Genomic DNA, 19,090 nt, shown 5'->3' with positions numbered 1-19,090 from the left:
GACGCCAGCTGCTTGCTGGCGTTCTGGTTTAACACTCGCTCAAAGGAATACACATGGATTGGCTGACCAACCCCGAAATCTGGGTTGCCTTCTTTACCCTGACCGCCCTGGAAATCGTTCTGGGCATCGATAACATCATCATGATTTCGATCCTGGTCAGCCGCATGCCCAAGCACATGCAGCAGCGCACGCGCATCTTCGGCCTGGGCCTGGCGATGATCACGCGGATCCTGTTGCTGCTGTCGATCACCTGGGTCATGCGCCTCACCGCCGACCTGTTCGTGGTGTTCGGCCAAGGCATTTCCGGGCGTGACCTGATCCTGTTCTTCGGTGGCCTGTTCCTGCTGTGGAAGAGCTCGCAAGAGATGTACCACGCGCTGGAAGGCGAAGACGAAAGCGGCGACGAGCCTTCGGGCAAGGGCGGCAACTTCCTCTACACGATCATCCAGATCGCGATCATCGACATCGTGTTCTCGCTGGACTCGGTGATCACCGCTGTCGGCATGGTTTCCCATGTGCCGGTGATGGTCGCGGCAATCGTCGTCGCCGTGCTGGTGATGATGGCGGCCTCGGGCAAGATCAGCGAGTTCATCGACAAGCATCCGTCGCTGAAGATGCTGGCGCTGTCGTTCCTGCTGGTGGTCGGTACAGTGCTGATCGCCGAATCGTTCGACGTGCACGTACCGAAAGGCTACGTCTACTTCGCCATGGCGTTCTCGCTGGCGGTGGAAGCGATCAACATCAAACTGCGCGGCGCGATGGCCAGGAAGAAACAGCAGCAAGATCCGGTGAAACTGCGCAAGGACGTTCCGGGGCAATAACCCGGTAGTCCTGAATCACGCAACACCGCTGTGGGAGCGAGCCTGCTCGCAAAGACGGAGTGTCAGTCGACAACAATGTTGGCTGACCCACCGCTTTCGCGAGCAAGCTCGCTCCCACAGTTGTTCAGGGGTACTGAAGAATCTGGGGCAGCCGTAATACCTGTAGGAGTGAGCCTGCTCGCGATCGCCGGTCCGTCAGTAAACAACGATGTTGAAGTTGATGGCCCTATCGCGAGCAGGCTCACTCCTACAGGGGACCGCGTTGATTTCAGATGAGGTGAATAAACCCATTTTCATGACACTTTTGTTTCAATCCGCACTTTAGCTGTGCAATGCTGGCGCCCAGTCCGTTAGCCAACTACAGCTTAAGTATCAAAAACGTAGAAACCGCGCGCTACCGTCAACTTGCCCCTCTGGGGCGCTGCCATTACAGGGGGTCTGCATGCTCACCCTGCTCAATTTGCTTTCTGCCGTGGCCCTGCTGATCTGGGGCACGCATATCGTCCGAACCGGCATCCTGCGGGTGTACGGCACCAATCTGCGCCATGTGATTGGCCAGAACATGTCCAAACGCTGGCTCGCGTTCGTCGCCGGCATCGTCGTGACCGCGATGGTGCAGAGCAGCAACGCCACCGCCATGCTCGTGACCTCCTTCGTCGGCCAGGGCCTGATGGCGCTGACCCCGGCGCTGGCGACCATGCTCGGCGCCGACGTCGGTACCGCGCTGATGGCGCGGGTGCTGACGTTCGATCTGTCGTGGCTGTCGCCGCTGCTGATTTTCCTCGGGGTGATTTTCTTTCTGTCGCGCAAACAGACGCGGCTCGGGCAGATGGGCCGGGTGGCGATTGGCCTGGGGCTGATCATTCTCGCGCTGCAATTGATCGTCGAGGCCGCCGCGCCGATCACCCATGCCCAAGGGGTGAAGGTGATTTTTGCCTCGCTGACCGGCGACATTCTGCTCGACGCCCTGGTCGGCGCGTTGTTCGCGATGATTTCCTATTCCAGCCTCGCTGCCGTGCTGCTGACCGCAACGCTCGCTGGCGCCAGCGTGATCAGCCTGCCGGTGGCGATCGGTCTGGTGATCGGCGCCAACATCGGCAGCGGCGTGCTGGCGTTCATGAGCACCAGCATGCAGAACTCGGCGGGCCGGCAAGTGGCGCTGGGCAGTCTGTTGTACAAGCTGATCGGCCTGCTGCTGATCATCCCGGTGCTCGATCCGCTGGTGCACTGGATGGACGGCCTGGATTTCAGCCCGCAGGAAATGGTCATCGGCTTCCACCTGCTCTACAACACTGCGCGCTGCCTGATCCTGCTGCCCAGCGTTTCGCCGATGGCACGCCTGTGTGCCTGGCTGCTGCCGGAGCGTGCGGAGGTCAACGGCACCGCCAAGCCGCGTCATCTCGATGCAACGGCGCTGGTCACTCCGAGCCTGGCGCTGGCCAATGCCGCCCGCGAGACCCTGCGCATGGGCGACCTGATCGACAACATGCTCGACGCGATGCTCGATGTGCTGCGCGGCAAGCAGACCGCCATCACCCAGGAAATGCGCCGTCTGACCGATGACGTCGAAGCGCTGTACAGCGCGATCAAGCTGTATCTGGCGCAAATGCCCCGCGAGGACCTTGGCGAGCAGGACAGTCGGCGCTGGGCGGAGACCATCGAGCTGGCGATCAATCTGAAACTGGCCAGCGACCTGATCGAACGCATGCTGCGCAAGGTGCAGCAGCAGAAGACTTCGCAGCGTCGCTCGTTCTCCGAGGACGGTCTGGAAGAGCTGGCCGGGTTGCATCAGCAACTGATCGCCAACCTGCGCTTGGGCCTGTCGGTGTTCCTCAGCGGCGACAAGGAAAGTGCTCGGCAACTGTTACGCGAGAAACGTCGTTTCCGCGCACAGGAACGCCGTTTGGCCCATGCGCATGTCAGCCGTTTGCAACGCAAGATCGTGCAGAGTCTGGAAACCAGTTCCCTGCATCTGGAGTTGATTGCGGATATGAAACGCTTGAATTCGCTGTTTTGCAGCAGTGCTTATGTGGTGCTGGAAACCTCGGACACCGGGGCGCTGGAGTCGGACGATATGGTAGACATTACGCATTCGCCTTGAACGTCTGGGGCTGGGCTCAGTCAGTAACATTGATTCAGCCTTCAGGGCGCTATCGCGAGCAGGCTCACTCCTACAGGGGGAACGCGTTTCAAATGTAGGAGTGAGCCTGCTCGCGATGAGGGCCTGACTGACGACACGGATCTCCAAATCAGCCGTATGGAAGCCTGTTATGCGTTGCCTGTTGTTCGCCTGTCTGTTGCTCGGTTCACTGCCCGCCTTCGCTGTTGATCGATTTCAGGTCGAAGGCTATGCGCTGCCCAACGGTTTGCAGCTGTTGCTCAAGCCTGGCACCGAACGCGGGCATGTGGCGATTCGTCTGGTGGTGGGCGTTGGTCTCGACGATTTCGATTGCGATGAAAAAGAGCTGCCGCATCTGCTTGAGCATCTGCTGTTCAGCGGCGTCGACGCCACCGGCGAAGGCGGCCTCGAGGAGCGCTTGCAGGCGCTGGGCGGCGAGTGGAACGCATTCACCAGCAACGCCGACACCACGTTCGTCATCGAAGCCCCGGCAAAGAATCAGCGCAAGGTGCTCGACCTGCTGCTCGACCTTTTGACCCAGACCCGCATCGACGACAACGCGATCAACGCCGCCAAACGTGTGGTCGAGCGTGAGGACGGCGGGCACTACACGCGCCTGCAGCGCTTCCTCGACCGCCAGGATCTGGGCCACACCGCGAGCAATCAACTGGCAGTGGAACTGGGCCTGAAATGCCCGCAACGCGCCGAAGTCGGCCATCTGACCCAGGAGCAACTGGAGAAGGTGCGCAAGACCTGGTACGCGCCGAACAACATGACCCTGATCGTCGTCGGCGAGCTCGACAAACTGCTGCCATCCTATCTGGAACGCACCTGGGGCGCGCTCGAAGCGGTGGACCCGGCGGAGCACCGTGAGCTGCCGGACATCCGCACCAGCGCCGCCCATGAACGCACCCTCACCCGCGGCTTCATCGGCGACGGCGCCAAGTTGCACTGGCTGGTGCCGGAGCCGATGCTCGACGATCAATACGACGAGACCTTCGACATCCTCAAGGACTACCTCGACTGGGCGCTGTACCGGCAGATCCGCCTGAACCATGGCTTGTCCTACGGGCCGTGGGCCGAGCGTGAAGTGTTTGGCGGGGTCGGCTTCATGAGCCTCAACGCCGATGTGGATCGCGATGACCTCGCCGAAGCCCAACAGGTGCTGGAAGACCTCAAGGCCGATCTGCTGAAAAACGGCCTCGACCCGGACACCTTCGCCCGGATCAAACAAGCCGCCATCGCCCATCAGGCCTGGGCGGTCCAAGGCAACAGCGCGATGGCCGATTACTACTGGAGCGCGCTGGGCGACTACGAAGACGGCCGCTTCGCCAACCCCGCCCGCGAGCTGCAAGGCGTGACGCTGGAAACGGCGAACAAGGCCATGCGCGAGTTGCTGCTGCAACCGGGGTATCTGCGGGTCGAGAAACCGTTGCTCAGTGATGATGAGGTGTTGTGGCTGATTGCCGGCGGTCTGGGCTTGGTGTTGCTGGGGCTGATTGGCTGGCGCTTGCACCGTCGTAAGCCAGTCAAACACTGAACCTGTGGGAGCGGGCTTGCTCGCGAATGCGGTGTGTCATGCAATACATGCACTGACTGATACCACGCCTTCGCGAGCAAGCCCGCTCCCACAGGGAACTGTGGTGATTTTACTGACCGGGAGCCTCGCCACGTCGCCCGGCGGACGGTACTCTGTCGAGGTTTTTTCCTATTCAGTCGTGAACCGCCCACATGCCGAAAATCCCCCTCCTGATCCAGCGCATTCTCGAGCTGATGAAGCGCTATCCCGGGGTGATTGCGCTTGGCGGTTTCATCTCCGGGGTCGGCAGTTTCATTCTGGTCGACCGCCAGCAGGGGCTGGCGAGCTGGATCACCATCATCATGCTGCTCAGCTGGATCTGGCTGATGCTGGAAAACACCCTGACCGGCCTGTTCACGCGCATCTTCAAGCGGGAAATCCCCCAGCCGCTGCTGCGTTACGCAACGCAGATGATCCATCAGGAAAGCCTGTTTTTCGTCCTGCCGTTCTTCTTCATCACCACCACCTGGAACAGCGGCCAACTGATCTTCACCGGGCTGTTGTGCATCGCCGCGCTGATCTCGATTGTCGATCCGCTCTATTACAAATGGCTGGCGCCACGGCGCTGGGCGTTTCTCGCGCTGCACACCCTGACCCTGTTCGCCGCCCTGCTCACCGCGCTGCCGGTGATCATGCACCTGACCACCGCGCAGAGTTTCAAATGGGCGCTGGGTACGGCGGTGGTGCTGTCATTCCCGAGCCTGGCGTCGATCTTCCCGATCCGCACGGTGCGCAACGCGCTGGCCATTCTGTGCATTACCGTCGGCATCGGCGCGGTCGGCTGGACCCTGCGCTCGTGGGTGCCGCCGGCAACGCTGTGGATGACCGACGTAGCGATCAGCACCCAGCTCCAGGATCGCACCCCGGGCGACAGTCTCGAACAGGTCAGTGCCGAGCAGATCCGCAACGGCGGTCTCTACGCCTACACCGCGATCAATGCGCCGCGCGGGCTGGATGAGCGGATCTACCATGTGTGGCAGTTCAACGGTCAGGAAGTCGACCGCATCGCCCTCGACATCCACGGCGGGCGCAAGGAAGGCTATCGGGCGTGGACGCACAAGCAGAACTTCCCCGGCAACCCGGCGGGCAAGTGGCAGGTGCGGGTGCTGACCGAGGACGGTCAGGTGATCGGCGTGCTGCGTTTCGAAGTGACCGACAGCACAGCGATCAAAGAAAAGTAATCCGGTTCGTGCTATTACGTATGCCAGCGTATTTAGCCGAACAAGCACGGAGCTTATGATCAGCAGCTCAATGAGCGGTAATGCCCAGCTGGACACTTCGATCAGCCCTGCCCGCCTGCGGGTTTCCGGGGACTGGACGCTTGCCCATTACGCCGACCTCAAGCACCTGACCGAAAAACTCCGCGGCCAGTACGACGCCAATACCGTGGTCGACCTCAACAGCCTCGGCGCCCTCGACACCGCTGGCGCTTCGTTGCTGGTGGAACTGCTCGGTTCCGAGCGCCTCGGCAGATCCGCCGAACACCCTGACTGCACGATTTCCCAGGCTGACCGCGCACTGCTGCAAACGGTGTATCGCTCGCTGACCGATTTCTGCGTGCCGATCAAGGAGCCGGAAGTCAGCGTCAGCGTGCAACTGCTGACCCGCATCGGGCGCGCGGTGGAAACGGTCTGGCAGGACACCCTGCAAGTGCTGGGCTTCATCGGCCTGATCCTCGAAACCATCGCCCGCAATCTGCTGCGCCCCAAGCGTTGGCGCATCACCCCCGTCGTTGCCCACATCGAACAGACCGGTCTCGACGCCGCGCCGATCGTGGCGCTGCTGACCTTTCTGGTCGGTGCGGTGGTGGCGTTTCTCGGCGCCACGGTGCTCGCCAGTTTCGGTGCGACGATATTCACCGTGGATCTGGTGGGTTTTTCCTTTCTGCGCGAGTTCGGTGTGCTGCTCACGGCGATCCTGATGGCCGGCCGCACCGCCAGTGCGTTCACCGCGCAGATCGGTTCGATGAAGGCCAACGAGGAGATCGACGCGATCCGCACCCTCGGCCTCGATCCGATGGAACTGCTGGTGGTGCCGCGCGTGCTGGCGATGCTGGTGGCGCTGCCGATGCTGACGTTTCTGGCGATGCTCTGCGGGATCATCGGCGGTGGCGTGGTGTGTGCGGTGTCGCTGGGGATTTCGCCGGCGATGTTCCTCTCGCTGCTGCAAAGCGACATCGGCATTCAGCACTTTCTGGTCGGCTTGGTGAAAGCGCCGATCTTTGCTTTCCTGATCGCCACGATCGGTTGCCTGGAAGGCTTCAAGGTCAGCGGCAGCGCCGAATCGGTCGGCGCGCACACCACGTCTGCCGTGGTGCAGTCGATTTTCGTGGTGATCGTGCTCGATGCGGTGGCTGCGCTGTTCTTCATGGAGATGGGCTGGTGAGTCGTCTACCCCGCGCGCCCTCGGAGGCGGTGATCGAAGTCCGTGGCCTGTGCAATCGCTTTGGCAGCCAGAGCGTGCACGAGAACCTTGATCTGGATTTGTACAAAGGCGAAATCCTCGCCGTGGTTGGCGGTTCCGGCAGCGGTAAATCGGTGCTGCTGCGCAGCATTGTCGGTTTGCGTCAGCCCAGCGAAGGCAACGTGAAGGTGTTCGGCCAGAACCTGCCGAGCCTGTCCGAGCATGAGCGTTCGCTGGTTGAGCGACGTTTCGGCGTGCTGTTCCAGAAAGGCGCGCTGTTCTCCTCGCTGACCGTCACCGAAAACGTCGCCCTGCCGCTGATCGAACACGCCGGCCTGAGCCGCAACGACGCCGAGCACCTGGCGGCGGTGAAGCTGGCGCTGGCCGGGCTGCCGTTGTCGGCGGCGGACAAATACCCGGCGTCGCTGTCCGGCGGGATGATCAAGCGCGCTGCGCTGGCCCGAGCGCTGGCACTGGATCCGGACATCCTGTTTCTCGACGAACCCACCGCCGGCCTCGACCCGATTGGCGCGGCAGCGTTCGATCAACTGATCCTCACCCTGCGTGATGCGCTGGGTCTGAGCGTGTTTCTGGTGACCCACGACCTCGACACGCTCTACACCATCACCGACCGCGTGGCAGTGCTGGCGCAGAAGAAAGTGCTGGTGGCCGGCCCGATCGATGTGGTCTCGGAAACCAACGACGCGTGGATTCACGAATACTTCCACGGCCCGCGCGGCCGCTCGGCGCTGGACGCCGCCAAATTGCTCAACGAGGTCTGACATGGAAACCCGAGCCCATCATGTGTTGATCGGCCTGTTCTCAGTGATTGTCGTGGCAGGCGCCCTGCTCTTCGGCCTGTGGCTGGCCAAGTCCAGCGTCGACAGCGAGTTCAAGGATTACGAAGTGGTCTTCAACGAGGCGGTCAGCGGCCTGTCCAAGGGCAGCCCGGTGCAGTACAGCGGGATCAAGGTCGGTGACGTGGTCAGCCTGCGTCTCGACCCGAAAGACCCCCGCCGGGTGCTGGCACGGATTCGTCTGGGCGGTGACACCCCGGTCAAGGAAGACACCCAGGCCAAACTGGCGCTGGCCGGGATCACCGGCACTTCGATCATCCAGCTCAGCGGCGGCACCCCGGAGAGCCCGAAACTGCGCGGACATGACGGCGAATTGCCGACCATCGTCGCGGCACCCTCGCCCATTTCCCGGCTGCTCAACGACAGCAACGACCTGATGACCGGCATCACCGCCCTGCTGAACAATGCCAACCAGATGTTTTCCCCGGAGAACGTCGAGCGCGTCAGCAACACCCTGGCGCACCTGGAGCAAACCACCGGTTCGATCAACGATCAGCGTGGCGACCTGCGCCAGGCCATGCAGCAACTGGCGAGCGTCGGCAAGCAGGCCGGCAGCATGCTCGAGCAAACCTCGGCGTTGATGCGCAACGCCAACGGCCTGCTCAATGATCAGGGCAAGCAGGCGCTGGGCAGTGCCGAGCAGGCGATGAAGTCACTGGAACAGAGCAGCGCCACCATCAACGGCTTGCTCAGCAAGAACCAGAACTCCCTCGACAACGGTCTGCAGGGCCTCAATGGCCTGGCCCCGGCGATCCGCGAACTGCGCGAAACCCTGACTTCGCTGCGCGGCATTTCGCAACGCCTTGAGGCCAACCCCAGCGGCTACCTGCTGGGCAGTGACAAGAACAAGGAATTCACCCCATGAAGCTGACTCACTTCGCTCTCCTCGCCAGTTTCTCCCTGCTCTCGGCGTGCTCGATCCTGCCCAAGGCCGAGCCTTCGGACGTCTATCGCCTGCCCGCCGCGCAAGCGCCCGCCTCGGCCAGCTCAGCAGCGACCCAGCACTGGTCGCTGCGCCTGAACAAGTTGCAGGCCAGCGAAGCGCTGAACCGGCCCAACATTGCGGTGATTCCACAGGGCGACGTGATCAGCAGCTACAAGGCTTCGCGCTGGAGCGATCCGGCGCCGGTGCTGGTGCGTAATCGGCTGCTGGATGGCTTTGCCCGGGATGGTCGGGTGACGCTGCTCAGTACCGATGACAGCAACTTCGCCGCGGATCTGGAACTGGGCGGCAATTTGCAGGCGTTTCAGACCGAGTATCAGGGCAATCAGGCCAGCGTCGTGGTGCGCGTCGATGCGCTACTGGTGCGCGGCTATGACCAGAAGATCCTCGCCAGCCGCCGCTTTGAAGAGCGTCAGCCGTTGAACGATGTGCAGGTGCCGGCGGTGGTGGCGGGGTTTGGGCAGGCCAGTGATCGGCTGACGGCCAAGGTTGTCGCGTGGGCCGTTCAGCAAGGCCAGCAATTCACCCAACAACCCAGACCTTAAACCTTGTGCATAACCCCTGTGGGAGCGGGCTTGCTCGCGAAGGCGGTGTGTCAGTCAATATACAGGTCGACTGACCCACCGCTTTCGCGAGCAAGCCCGCTCCCACAATGGGGATTTCTGGTTAACCGAAGAACCAGTAGCAGACGCCAATCGCGCCGATTACGCCAGCCAGTTCCGCCAGCAGCGCGCAACCTACCGCATGCCGCGCCCGCTGAATCCCCACCGCACCGAAATACACCGCCAGCACATAGAACGTGGTCTCGGTGCTGCCCTGAATCGTCGCCGCGACCAGTGCCGGGAAGCTGTCGACGCCGGAGGTCTTCATGGTCTCGATCAGCATCGCCCGTGCGGCGCTGCCGGAAAACGGTTTGACCATCGCGGTCGGCAACGCATCGACGAAACGTGTGTCCCAACCGGCCCACTGCACCAGATGCCGAATGCCATCGAGGCCGAAGTCCAGCGCTCCGGAAGCACGCAGCACGCCAATCGCGCAGAGCATCGCCACCAGATACGGCAGCAGGTTCTTGGCGACGTCGAAGCCCTCCTTCGCGCCCTCGACGAACGCCTCGTAAACCTTGACCTTGCGTAACGCGCCGATCACCAGGAACAGCATGATCAGGCCGAACAGCGTCAGGTTGCCGAGGATCGACGACAGTCCGGCCAGCGCTGTGGCCGACATCGTCGCCAGCAGCGCCATGAAGCCGCCGAGGATCAGTGCGCCGGGAATCAGATAGGCCAGCACCACCGGATCCCAGATACGCAGGCGCTGCATGAACGCCACCGAGAGGAAGCCGACGATGGTCGAGCAACTGGTCGCCAGCAGGATCGGCAGAAACACCAGGGTCGGGTCCGGCGCGCCTTGCTGGGCGCGGTACATGAAGATCGTCACCGGCAGCAGGGTCAGCGACGAGGCGTTGAGCACCAGGAACAGGATCTGCGCGTTGCTGGCGATGGTCGTGCTGGGGTTGAGCTCTTGCAACGCTTTCATCGCCTTGAGGCCGATCGGCGTGGCGGCGTTGTCCAGGCCCAGGCCATTGGCGGCGAAGTTCAGGGTGATCAGGCCGAGTGCCGGATGACCGGCCGGGACTTCCGGCATCAGCCGCAGAAACAGCGGGCCGAGCACCTTGGCCAGCCATTCGACGATCCCGGCCTTTTCGGCGATGCGCAGAAAGCCCAGCCACAGCGTCAGCGTGCCGAACAGCAACACCATGACCTCGACCGAGAGTTTGGCCATGGCGAAAATGCTTTCCACCATCGCCGCGAAAATTCCGGCGTTGCCACCGACCAGCCACTGCACCAGCGCAGATATTGCTGCCACGACGAAGAAGCCAAGCCACAGGCCATTAAGCATCAGTCAAATCCCCCGGAAGATGCGGCGAATGATAGCGGGGTCGCCAGAAACGACAAACCCCGGATTGCTCCGGGGTTTGTCTGGCCTGCTCGGTCCAATGTAGGAGTGAGCCTGCTCGCGATTGCGGTGTATCAAACAACAGAGATGTTGAATGTACAGCCCTCATCGCGAGCAGGCTCACTCCTACAGGATTTGTGTCAGTTCTTCGAGATCTCGCCAGCCGGCAGCTTTTCCTTGCTGCGCCAGTGTGGCAGGGAGTTCCAGTAGCGCTCGCCCTTGGCGTCGTCGTACATGCCTTCCCAACGTGCGATAACCAGGACTGCCAGGGCGTTGCCGATCACGTTCAGTGCGGTACGCGCCATGTCCATGATGCGGTCGACACCGGCGATGAACGCCAGACCTTCCAGTGGGATACCCACGCTGCCCAGAGTCGCCAGCAGCACCACGAAGGACACGCCCGGTACGCCGGCGATGCCTTTGGAGGTGACCATCAGGGTCAGCACCAGCAGCAGTTGCTGGCTGATCGACAGGTCGATGCCGTACAGCTGGGCAATGAAGATCGCGGCGATCGACTGGTACAGGGTCGAACCGTCGAGGTTGAACGAGTAGCCGGTCGGTACCACGAAGGAGCAGATGGCTTTCGGTGCGCCGTAGGCTTCCATCTTCTCGATGACGCGTGGCAGCACGGTTTCCGAGGAGGCGGTGGAGTAAGCCAGGACCAGCTCATCCTTGAAGATGCGCATCAGCTTGATCACCGAGAAGCCGAACAGCTTGGCGATCAGGCCCAGCACCACGAAGGCGAAGAAAGCGATGGCGACGTAAACCAGGATCACCAGTTTGGCCAGCGGCAGCAGCGAGGCGAAGCCGAAGTTGGCCACGGTCACTGCGATCAGGGCGAACACGCCGATCGGGGCGTAGTTCATGATCATGTGGGTGACTTTGAACATGCTTTCCGAGACGCCCTGGAACATCTTCACCAGCGGCTCGCGCAGGTCCGACTGCAGGCTCGACAGACCGAGACCGAACAGCACGGAGAAGAAGATGATCGGCAGCATCTCGCCGCGGGCCATGGCCGCGAAGATGTTCGACGGGATCAGGTTGAGGATGGTCTCGATGAACGCGTGTTCATGCTGCACTTCGGCGGCGGTCGCCTGGTACTTGGAGATATCCACTGTGCCCAGGGTGCTCATGTCGATGCCGGCGCCCGGGTGGAACACGTTGGCCAGCACCAGACCGACGAGGATCGCGATGGTGGTGACGACTTCGAAGTAGATGATGGTCTTCAGGCCGATACGCCCGAGCTTCTTGGCGTCGCCCACGCCAGCAATGCCGACGATCAGGGAAGAGATGACGATCGGGATCACGATCATCTTGATCAGACGGATAAAGATATCGCCTGCCGGTTGCAGGACGTTGCTGATCCACCAGGCTTTCTCGGCACTGAAGTGGTTGAGCAACGCTCCGATTGCAATACCTAATACCAGACCGATGAGGATCTGCCAGGCGAGGCTGAGTTTTGCCTTCTTCATTATCTTTACCCTTACTTGCGTTTGACTCAGGCACATGCAGGAACTGGAACGCTCTTTCAGCGGAAAAGTCTGTGCATCTGCCTCCGTATAAGGTGCCCCGAAGCGCGTGTTTACGGCTCTTCGGCAGGCGAAAAAAGGCGCAACTATTCCGATGCAAGGTTGCGCCGTCTAATGCCGTAAACGCCTACCCTATGCCGAATCGGCATGAGCTTTTTTAAATGAAACTGGCGTCCCAACCGGTTCGATTACGACATTTCAGCCGGCATAAGTGCCGTGAACCGGCCATTACAGCCGAGGTTGGTTATTTTTTGAACGAGTGAATTCGTCGGAAAATTTAGGAAAAAGCCTACATTTGCAGACTAGATCTCCCACTGTTTAAAGGGACTCTTTCTCGATATACGGTCGCCAGGAAACACCGCGAAATGTTTTCGCGCGCAGTGTGAGGCATTAAAAGACGAGCAGGACGCTCTAGATCAATGTTTTTGCATCGGACAAAGCTCAGCGCAAGTCCGTCGAACCGCTGTGGGTCGGCGAACCTGCGTCGCAGCTTTTACCCTGACCCGGCCCTCGCGCAGGCACTCCCTGTACCCGTAGGTCACTCCGACCCTGTAACAGTCAGAACGTCCCGGCCCCCTGGTCATGCGCCGGCCTTCCTCGGGCAGGCGCAATAAAGGGCAGCGGGGCGCTGCCCTCATGTTCGAATCAGTACCAGTTTGGATCTTTCTTCAGCGTTTCCATCAACAGGTTCTGCATGCCCTGATCTGGTTTGCCAAGGAAGCGGTAGGTCGCATGTCGCGTGGGCGACTTGTCGGCCGGCAATCCTTCGGGCACATCGACGAGCATGGCGTACGCATCTTTCTTGTCGAAGCTGAAAGCTACGATCAAGCGGTGGTTTAGGCACTTGTCTGCGGATTCGCAGAGCGGCCCGACCAGATACTTGTCGCCATCTTCAGTCACGGCATTCATCTGCTGGTCTGGCGTGCCGGACAGGTTCATCACCCATTCCGGCAGGCGTTCTTCGTGCTTCACAACGCCTTGCCAGGTTTCCCGGTATTGCGGGTCGGAGCTGAGCAGCTCGTTGACCCGCGCCTGGCCATCATTGGCCGCCATCGCCATGGCACTACCGCCCAGAAGCAGGGCGGCTGCCAGTGTCTTTAAAGCAATCATCGTTAACCTCGGCCGCGACGGCCAAAGAAGAAGGAAGCGATGAACATCACCAGGAACACGACAAAGAGAATCTTGGCGATACCCGTGGCGGTGCCCGCGATACCACCGAAGCCCAGTACGGCGGCGATGATGGCAATGATCAAGAATGTAATTGCCCAGCTCAACATGGTGATTCTCCTTACTTCTCTATTTAGGGATATTGCGTGTTCCGGCGCGATGCGCCCGAATTCTTCGGTTCGTCAGAAAACCCAGCGCTCTTCACGTGGCAGTTGATCCAGCGGCTGTGGCTGATCGACATCCATCATGCGCATCGAGGCGCTTTCGGCCTGACTGCTGCTGACGGCGCTGAAGTGCGTCTGCGTGCTGTGTTGAATCGAGATCAGTGGCTCAGGCTTCTGGCTGTTTTCCCAGCTCAGGTATTGCTGGCAAGCGATCAGGGTGATCAACAGCGCAAGTACGCCAAACAGGCCTTGCTGAATATGCAGTGGCGAGATACGCACTTGGGCGGCACGTTGGCGAGTCATCCTGGGTTCCTCACTCTTATTCGGTGGGGGCAGTGGAATCTGCCCGGGCTGAATGAGTTATTGCAGGCTGCATGCCAGTTTTTTATTTGAAAAATATTCAATAAAATCAATAAGTTACAAGTGATGAAAATTCAGCGACGGACGCATCCTGCACGATGGGTCGTCTACGGTCGTGCGGAATGCACGATTATTTCGTAGGAGATTTCATTCTTATTGAATTGAGAGCACGTCCCGGATGTCAGAAAAGTACGCAGGGAACCCCCTGTAAATCGGTGATTGTTTAAAAACTCAACAAAATCAATGGATTGGCCGTTAAGGCAGGAGAGAGCTACCCTCCTATGGCTCGCATCGTTCAGAATCAACCATGCAACTTGCCCGATTTTTCCGGGACTAACCCAAGATCAATCACTATGGAGCGTAGGAAAAATGGAATCTGCCACTGAGCATCAAGGCCGCATTCTGCTGGTGGACGACGAGTCCGCCATCCTGCGAACCTTTCGTTACTGCCTCGAAGACGAAGGTTATACGGTGGCCACCGCCAACAGCGCGGCCCAGGCTGAGGCATTGTTGCAACGCCAGGTGTTCGACCTGTGCTTCCTTGATTTGCGTCTGGGTGAAGACAACGGTCTCGATGTACTGGCGCAGATGCGCGTTCAGGCGCCATGGATGCGCGTGGTGATCGTCACCGCGCACTCGGCAGTCGATACCGCCGTGGACGCGATCCAGGCGGGCGCCGCCGACTATCTGGTCAAACCGTGCAGCCCCGACCAGTTGCGTCTGGCCACCGCCAAGCAACTGGAAGTGCGCCAGCTCTCGGCGCGCCTGGAAGCGCTCGAAGGCGAGATCCGCAAACCCAAGGATGGCCTCGACTCCCACAGCCCGGCGATGAAAGTCGTACTGGAAACAGCACGTCAGGTCGCTGGTACCGACGCCAACATCCTTATCCTCGGCGAATCCGGTACGGGTAAGGGTGAGCTGGCTCGGGCCATTCACGGCTGGAGCAAGCGCGAGAAGAAATCCTGCGTGACCATCAACTGCCCTTCGTTGACCGCCGAGCTGATGGAAAGCGAGCTGTTCGGTCATAGTCGCGGTGCGTTTACCGGCGCCAGCGAAAGCACGCTTGGTCGAGTCAATCAGGCTGACGGCGGTACGCTGTTTCTCGACGAGATCGGCGATTTTCCGCTGACATTGCAACCCAAGTTGCTGCGTTTTATTCAGGACAAGGAATACGAGCGGGTAGGGGATCCGGTGACCCGCCGCGCCGATGTGCGGATTCTCGCCGCGACCAACCTCAACCTCGAGGACATGGTGCGCGACGGGCGCTTCCGTGAAGACCTGCTCTATCGCCTCAACGTGATCACCCTGCATCTGCCGCCACTGCGCGAGCGTGCCGAAGACATTCTGACCCTGGCTGACCGTTTCCTCGCGCGCTTCGTCAAAGAGTACGCGCGTCCGGCCCGGGGCTTCAGTGACGAGGCGCGGGAGGCGCTGCTGGGTTATCGCTGGCCGGGCAACATCCGGGAGCTGCGCAACGTGGTGGAGCGGGCGAGCATCATCTGCCCGCAGGAACGCGTGGAAATCAGCCACCTGGGCATGGCCGAGCAACCGGCGAACAACGCACCACGGGTCGGCGCGGCGCTGAGTCTCGATGAGCTGGAAAAAGCCCACATCGGCGCGGTGCTGGCGACGGCAGGCACCCTCGATCAGGCGGCGAAAACCCTGGGCATCGATGCGTCGACCCTGTATCGCAAACGCAAGCAGTACAACCTGTGAGCGCCCGACGATGAAGCTGGCGATGAAGTTGCGCACTCGCTTGTTCCTGAGTATTTCTGCGCTGATCACGGTTGCCTTGCTCGGGCTGTTGCTTGGGCTGGTGAGCGTGATGCAGATGGCCGGTACTCAGGAAGCAACGATCCGCAGCAACTTCGTGACCCTGGATCTGGGGCTCAAATTGCGCCAGACCCTCGGCGACCAATTGGTGCTGATGCTGGCTGAAAAGCCCGATCCCGCGGCGTTCGAGGCGTCAAAGCAGCATTACCTGCAATTACTCGATGAAGGCATTTCGCAGGAGGCAGACGGCGATGGCCGACAGTACGGGTTTACCCAGGCCAAAGCCGATTACCTGAGTTTTCTCCAGGCGTTCGAGCAGTCGCGTGACCCCGGCAACGTGCTCAGTGGCAACAGCGAACTCAGAGAGCGCTTCAACACCTTGCGCAACGGTCTGATCGCCGAACACAAGCATGCGCTGGACAACATCAACGCGGTACAGCATGACGCCCGGGAGCGGGCGCTGCTGGTCTCTGGCTTGCTCGGACTGGTAGGGCTGGCGGTGTTGATCATCGGGTTTGTCACGGCCCATGCGATTGCACGGCGCTTCGGCGCGCCAATCGAGGCACTGGCGCAAGCGGCGGACAACATCGGCCAGGGCAATTTCGAAGTCACGCTGCCGATTTCCTCGGCGATGGAAATGAACCAGCTGACCAAGCGCTTCGGCCTTATGGCCGAGGCGCTGCGCGAGCATCAGGCGACCAACATCGACGAGCTGCTGGCCGGTCAGCAGCGCTTGCAGGCGGTGCTCGACAGCATCGACGACGGCTTGCTGATGATCGACCGCGAAGGGCATCTGGAGCACCTCAATCCGGTGGCCCAGCGCCAGCTGGGCTGGGACAGTGACCGCTTGGGGCAGGGCCTGGGCACTGCGCTTGAGCGCCCGGAGCTTGATGCGCAACTGCAACTGGTGCTGCGCGGCGGCACCCTTGAGCGCGCCCCGGAGGATTTGAGCATCGAGGTCGATGGCGAATCACGCTTGTTGACCTATAGCCTGACCCCGGTCAGCCACACCCAGGGACATATTCTTGGCGCGGTGATGGTGCTGCACGACGTCACCGAGCAGCGCGCCTTCGAACGGGTACGCAGCGAGTTCGTGCTGCGCGCCTCCCATGAGCTGCGCACGCCGGTCACCGGCATGCACATGGCGTTCGGGCTGTTTCGCGAGCGGGCGAAGTTTCCCCCGGAGTCACGCGAGGCGGACCTGCTCGACACGGTCAACGAAGAGATGCAGCGCCTGATGCAGTTGATCAACGACTTGCTCAACTTCTCGCGCTATCAGAACGGTTTGCAGAAACTCACCCTGGCGCCGTGTTCCATCGAAGATTTGCTGGAGCAGGCGCAGTCGCGTTTCGCCGATTCGGCGGCGGCCAATGGCATTGCCTTGAACGTCGAAGTGCAGGGGCCGTTGCCGCGCCTGCAGGCCGACCAGGCGCAACTTGAACGGGTGCTCGACAACCTGATAGACAACGCCCTGCGTCATACCGCCCGCGACGGCCAGATCCGTCTGCAAGCGCGCCGGCATGGCGAGCGGGTGATCATCAGCGTCGAAGACAACGGCGAAGGCATTGCCTACGGTCAGCAGGGACGGATTTTCGAACCGTTCGTGCAGGTCGGGCGCAAGAAGGGCGGCGCCGGCCTTGGCTTGGCCCTGTGCAAGGAAATTGTGCAGTTGCATGGCGGGCGGATGGGCGTCTATTCGCGGCCGGGGCAGGGCACGCAGTTCTACATGGCGTTGGCGGTCTAGGCTTCGTCGTCCAGCCGGCGCCCGGCGAGGCGCCGTCCACGGGTGATCAGTTCGATAAACTGCACCGCGCTCAGTGCCTGGGCGAACAGCCAACCCTGACCGAACTTGACCCCCTCACTGCTGAGAAACACCGCTTGTGCTTCGTGCTCGATGCCCTCGGCGATCACCTTCAGATCCAGTGCCTGCGCCATGTGAATGATGTGCGGAGCAACGCCGCTGCTGGCGGCGTCATGGCCGAGGGCATCGATGAAGGCCTTGTCGATTTTCAGGCAATCCACCGGCAGCGTCTGCAAATAGGCGAGGCTGCAGTAGCCAGTGCCGAAATCATCGATCAACACCTGGTGGCCGACATCACGCAAGGCTTGCAGGTTCTCCCGCGCGACCACCACGTCGATCAGCCCACGTTCGGTGACCTCAAAGGCAATCTGCCGCGCCGCGACCCGGTGCAGGGTCAACAGCTTGGCCATGACCTGACCGATGCGCGGCACCATCACGTCGCACGCGGCGAGATTGACCGAGATGTACAGCTGCGGGTTGGCGCGCAGCACCGGCCCCAGTTGTTCAAGCAGCCGTTGCAGGACGAAATCGGTCATCTGGCGAATCTGCCCGGTGTTTTCCGCCATGGGGATGAACAGGTCGGGACTGGTCAACGTACCGTCCGGCCGGCGCCAGCGCAGCAGGGCTTCGGCGCCCACGCAGTTGCGGCTGTCGAGGTCGAAGATCGGCTGATACAGCACTTGCAGTTCGCCGCGACGAATCGCGCCCTGAAGCTCGGCGTCCAGCGACTGTCGCTGGCGCACCAGCAGAAACACCAGGAACCCCGACAACGCTCCAAGCAGCAGGCAGACCGGCACCATCCACCACCAGACGGTGGGAATGTGCATGCCGGTTCGTGGCGTGATCAGCACCAACTGGTATTCCGGATTTTTAGTTGGCATGCGGTAGATCAGCCGTGACTGGGTGACTTGCAGCGCTTCGCGGCTTTTTGGTGGCCAGGCCTCGGTCGGTGGCCATGCCTGGGCTTTGCCGAGTACCGGAATAGCTCGCTTGCCGTGATCGAGCACCACCAGCAGGCTGCTGTCCGGTGGCAGGTCGACCATGTCAGTCAAATGCCCTCGGGATGTGGCCACGCGGAAATTGCCGCGCCCGAGCATCAGGGCTGCGCGGTTTTCATCGGGTTCGGTGGTTGTGTTGAGCCAGTAGCTGTAAGTCGGGCCTTTGATGTCCGGCGCACGGACGACCGACAACCCTTCTTGCCGGGGCCGGTTGGAGCAGATTCGCTTGCCGTCCATGTAGGCCGCTTCATAGACGAAGCGATAGTTGAAGGTGACCTGTTGCAGGGTGGCGATCATTTCGTCATCGCAACTGCGTAACGGCTGCGCTTCGAGGTCGTCGAGACTTTCGCGCAATTGCCCGAACAGTTGCTCCAGACGAGCCAGAAAACGCTCGCCCTGAGCGTTCATCTCCTGGCTCTCGTTTTGTTCGATCTGGTGCATGGCGAAGAACATCCCACCGGCGATCAGCAGCGCAGCGCTGAGGACAGCCGCGATCATCGCCAAAAACCACGGGCGATAGAACCAGCTACGCAGCGTCGCTCGGGTAGCAACCATCATGGAATATCCGAAGAATTACCAATGAGTTATAGCTGCTGATTAAGGTTTCGCCCTGACCGTCGGGC

The 19,090-nt window shown here is 61.0% G+C and carries 16 protein-coding genes; 10 read left to right on the top strand and 6 right to left on the bottom strand.

Annotated elements, in window-relative coordinates:
• The first annotated feature begins 53 nt into the window (after positions 1 to 53).
• From JFU48_RS06895 to JFU48_RS06860, 8 genes are all read left to right on the top strand, one after another.
• On the top strand, positions 54 to 821 hold the full coding sequence (locus JFU48_RS06895; RefSeq protein ID WP_027610258.1) for a TerC family protein: 768 nt from the start codon (positions 54 to 56) through the stop codon (positions 819 to 821).
• 442 nt (positions 822 to 1,263) lie between these two features.
• Positions 1,264 to 2,922, top strand: coding sequence for a Na/Pi cotransporter family protein (locus JFU48_RS06890; protein ID WP_003220268.1), 1,659 nt, complete (start codon positions 1,264 to 1,266; stop codon positions 2,920 to 2,922).
• A 169-nt stretch (positions 2,923 to 3,091) separates the two neighbouring features.
• Complete coding sequence (locus JFU48_RS06885; protein ID WP_201136158.1) at positions 3,092 to 4,480, top strand: M16 family metallopeptidase; 1,389 nt, start codon at positions 3,092 to 3,094, stop codon at positions 4,478 to 4,480.
• Between the two features lie 191 nt (positions 4,481 to 4,671).
• Positions 4,672 to 5,700: a DUF5924 family protein gene (locus tag JFU48_RS06880; RefSeq protein WP_201136157.1), complete on the top strand. Its 1,029-nt coding sequence runs from the start codon at positions 4,672 to 4,674 to the stop codon at positions 5,698 to 5,700.
• A gap of 55 nt (positions 5,701 to 5,755) precedes the next feature.
• Entirely contained in the window at positions 5,756 to 6,904 is a 1,149-nt protein-coding gene (locus JFU48_RS06875; protein WP_045122236.1) for an ABC transporter permease, read from the top strand.
• A complete protein-coding gene (locus JFU48_RS06870; protein ID WP_201136156.1) occupies positions 6,901 to 7,704 on the top strand; it encodes an ATP-binding cassette domain-containing protein in 804 nt (267 codons plus the stop codon). Before JFU48_RS06875 ends, JFU48_RS06870 begins: the two co-directional genes overlap by 4 nt.
• 1 nt (position 7,705) lies before the next feature.
• Positions 7,706 to 8,644, top strand: a complete 939-nt coding sequence (locus JFU48_RS06865) for an MlaD family protein (RefSeq protein WP_103483975.1) — start codon at positions 7,706 to 7,708, stop codon at positions 8,642 to 8,644.
• The gene (locus tag JFU48_RS06860; RefSeq protein WP_103483974.1) at positions 8,641 to 9,267 is read left to right on the top strand and encodes an ABC-type transport auxiliary lipoprotein family protein; all 627 of its coding nucleotides are present in this window, start codon (positions 8,641 to 8,643) and stop codon (positions 9,265 to 9,267) included. Before JFU48_RS06865 ends, JFU48_RS06860 begins: the two co-directional genes overlap by 4 nt.
• A 121-nt stretch (positions 9,268 to 9,388) precedes the next feature.
• On the opposite strand, the gene JFU48_RS06855 is transcribed toward JFU48_RS06860, so the two are convergent.
• From JFU48_RS06855 to JFU48_RS06835, 5 genes are all read right to left on the bottom strand, one after another.
• Entirely contained in the window at positions 9,389 to 10,618 is a 1,230-nt protein-coding gene (locus JFU48_RS06855) for a nucleoside recognition domain-containing protein (protein ID WP_201136154.1), read from the bottom strand.
• 197 nt (positions 10,619 to 10,815) lie between these two features.
• Complete coding sequence (gene gltP / locus JFU48_RS06850; RefSeq protein WP_201136152.1) at positions 10,816 to 12,147, bottom strand: glutamate/aspartate:proton symporter GltP; 1,332 nt, start codon at positions 12,145 to 12,147, stop codon at positions 10,816 to 10,818.
• Between the two features lie 702 nt (positions 12,148 to 12,849).
• Positions 12,850 to 13,314 (bottom strand): inhibitor of vertebrate lysozyme family protein, encoded by a 465-nt coding sequence (locus JFU48_RS06845; protein ID WP_003220283.1) that lies wholly within the window; start codon positions 13,312 to 13,314, stop codon positions 12,850 to 12,852.
• A gap of 2 nt (positions 13,315 to 13,316) precedes the next feature.
• Positions 13,317 to 13,481 (bottom strand): DUF1328 domain-containing protein, encoded by a 165-nt coding sequence (locus JFU48_RS06840; protein ID WP_003177151.1) that lies wholly within the window; start codon positions 13,479 to 13,481, stop codon positions 13,317 to 13,319.
• 72 nt (positions 13,482 to 13,553) lie between these two features.
• The gene (locus tag JFU48_RS06835; protein ID WP_047297449.1) at positions 13,554 to 13,838 is read right to left on the bottom strand and encodes a hypothetical protein; all 285 of its coding nucleotides are present in this window, start codon (positions 13,836 to 13,838) and stop codon (positions 13,554 to 13,556) included.
• 426 nt (positions 13,839 to 14,264) lie between these two features.
• On the opposite strand from JFU48_RS06835, the gene algB reads away from it, so the two are divergent.
• Both algB and JFU48_RS06825 read left to right on the top strand, forming a co-directional pair.
• Positions 14,265 to 15,611, top strand: coding sequence for a sigma-54-dependent response regulator transcription factor AlgB (algB, locus tag JFU48_RS06830; RefSeq protein WP_003220286.1), 1,347 nt, complete (start codon positions 14,265 to 14,267; stop codon positions 15,609 to 15,611).
• A 10-nt stretch (positions 15,612 to 15,621) separates the two neighbouring features.
• Positions 15,622 to 17,412, top strand: coding sequence for a KinB sensor domain-containing domain (locus JFU48_RS06825; RefSeq protein ID WP_201136150.1), 1,791 nt, complete (start codon positions 15,622 to 15,624; stop codon positions 17,410 to 17,412).
• On the opposite strand, the gene JFU48_RS06820 is transcribed toward JFU48_RS06825, so the two are convergent.
• Positions 17,409 to 19,022 carry an EAL domain-containing protein gene (locus tag JFU48_RS06820; protein WP_400509124.1) on the bottom strand — a complete coding sequence of 538 codons (1,614 nt, stop codon included), beginning with the start codon at positions 19,020 to 19,022 and terminating at the stop codon, positions 17,409 to 17,411. The genes JFU48_RS06825 and JFU48_RS06820 overlap by 4 nt on opposite strands.
• Positions 19,023 to 19,090 lie beyond the last annotated feature (68 nt).

The organism is Pseudomonas sp. TH49 (assembly GCF_016650625.1).
GTDB classification, from domain to species: domain Bacteria; phylum Pseudomonadota; class Gammaproteobacteria; order Pseudomonadales; family Pseudomonadaceae; genus Aquipseudomonas; species Aquipseudomonas fluorescens_H.
This window is presented reverse-complemented; position numbering and strand designations above follow the sequence as displayed.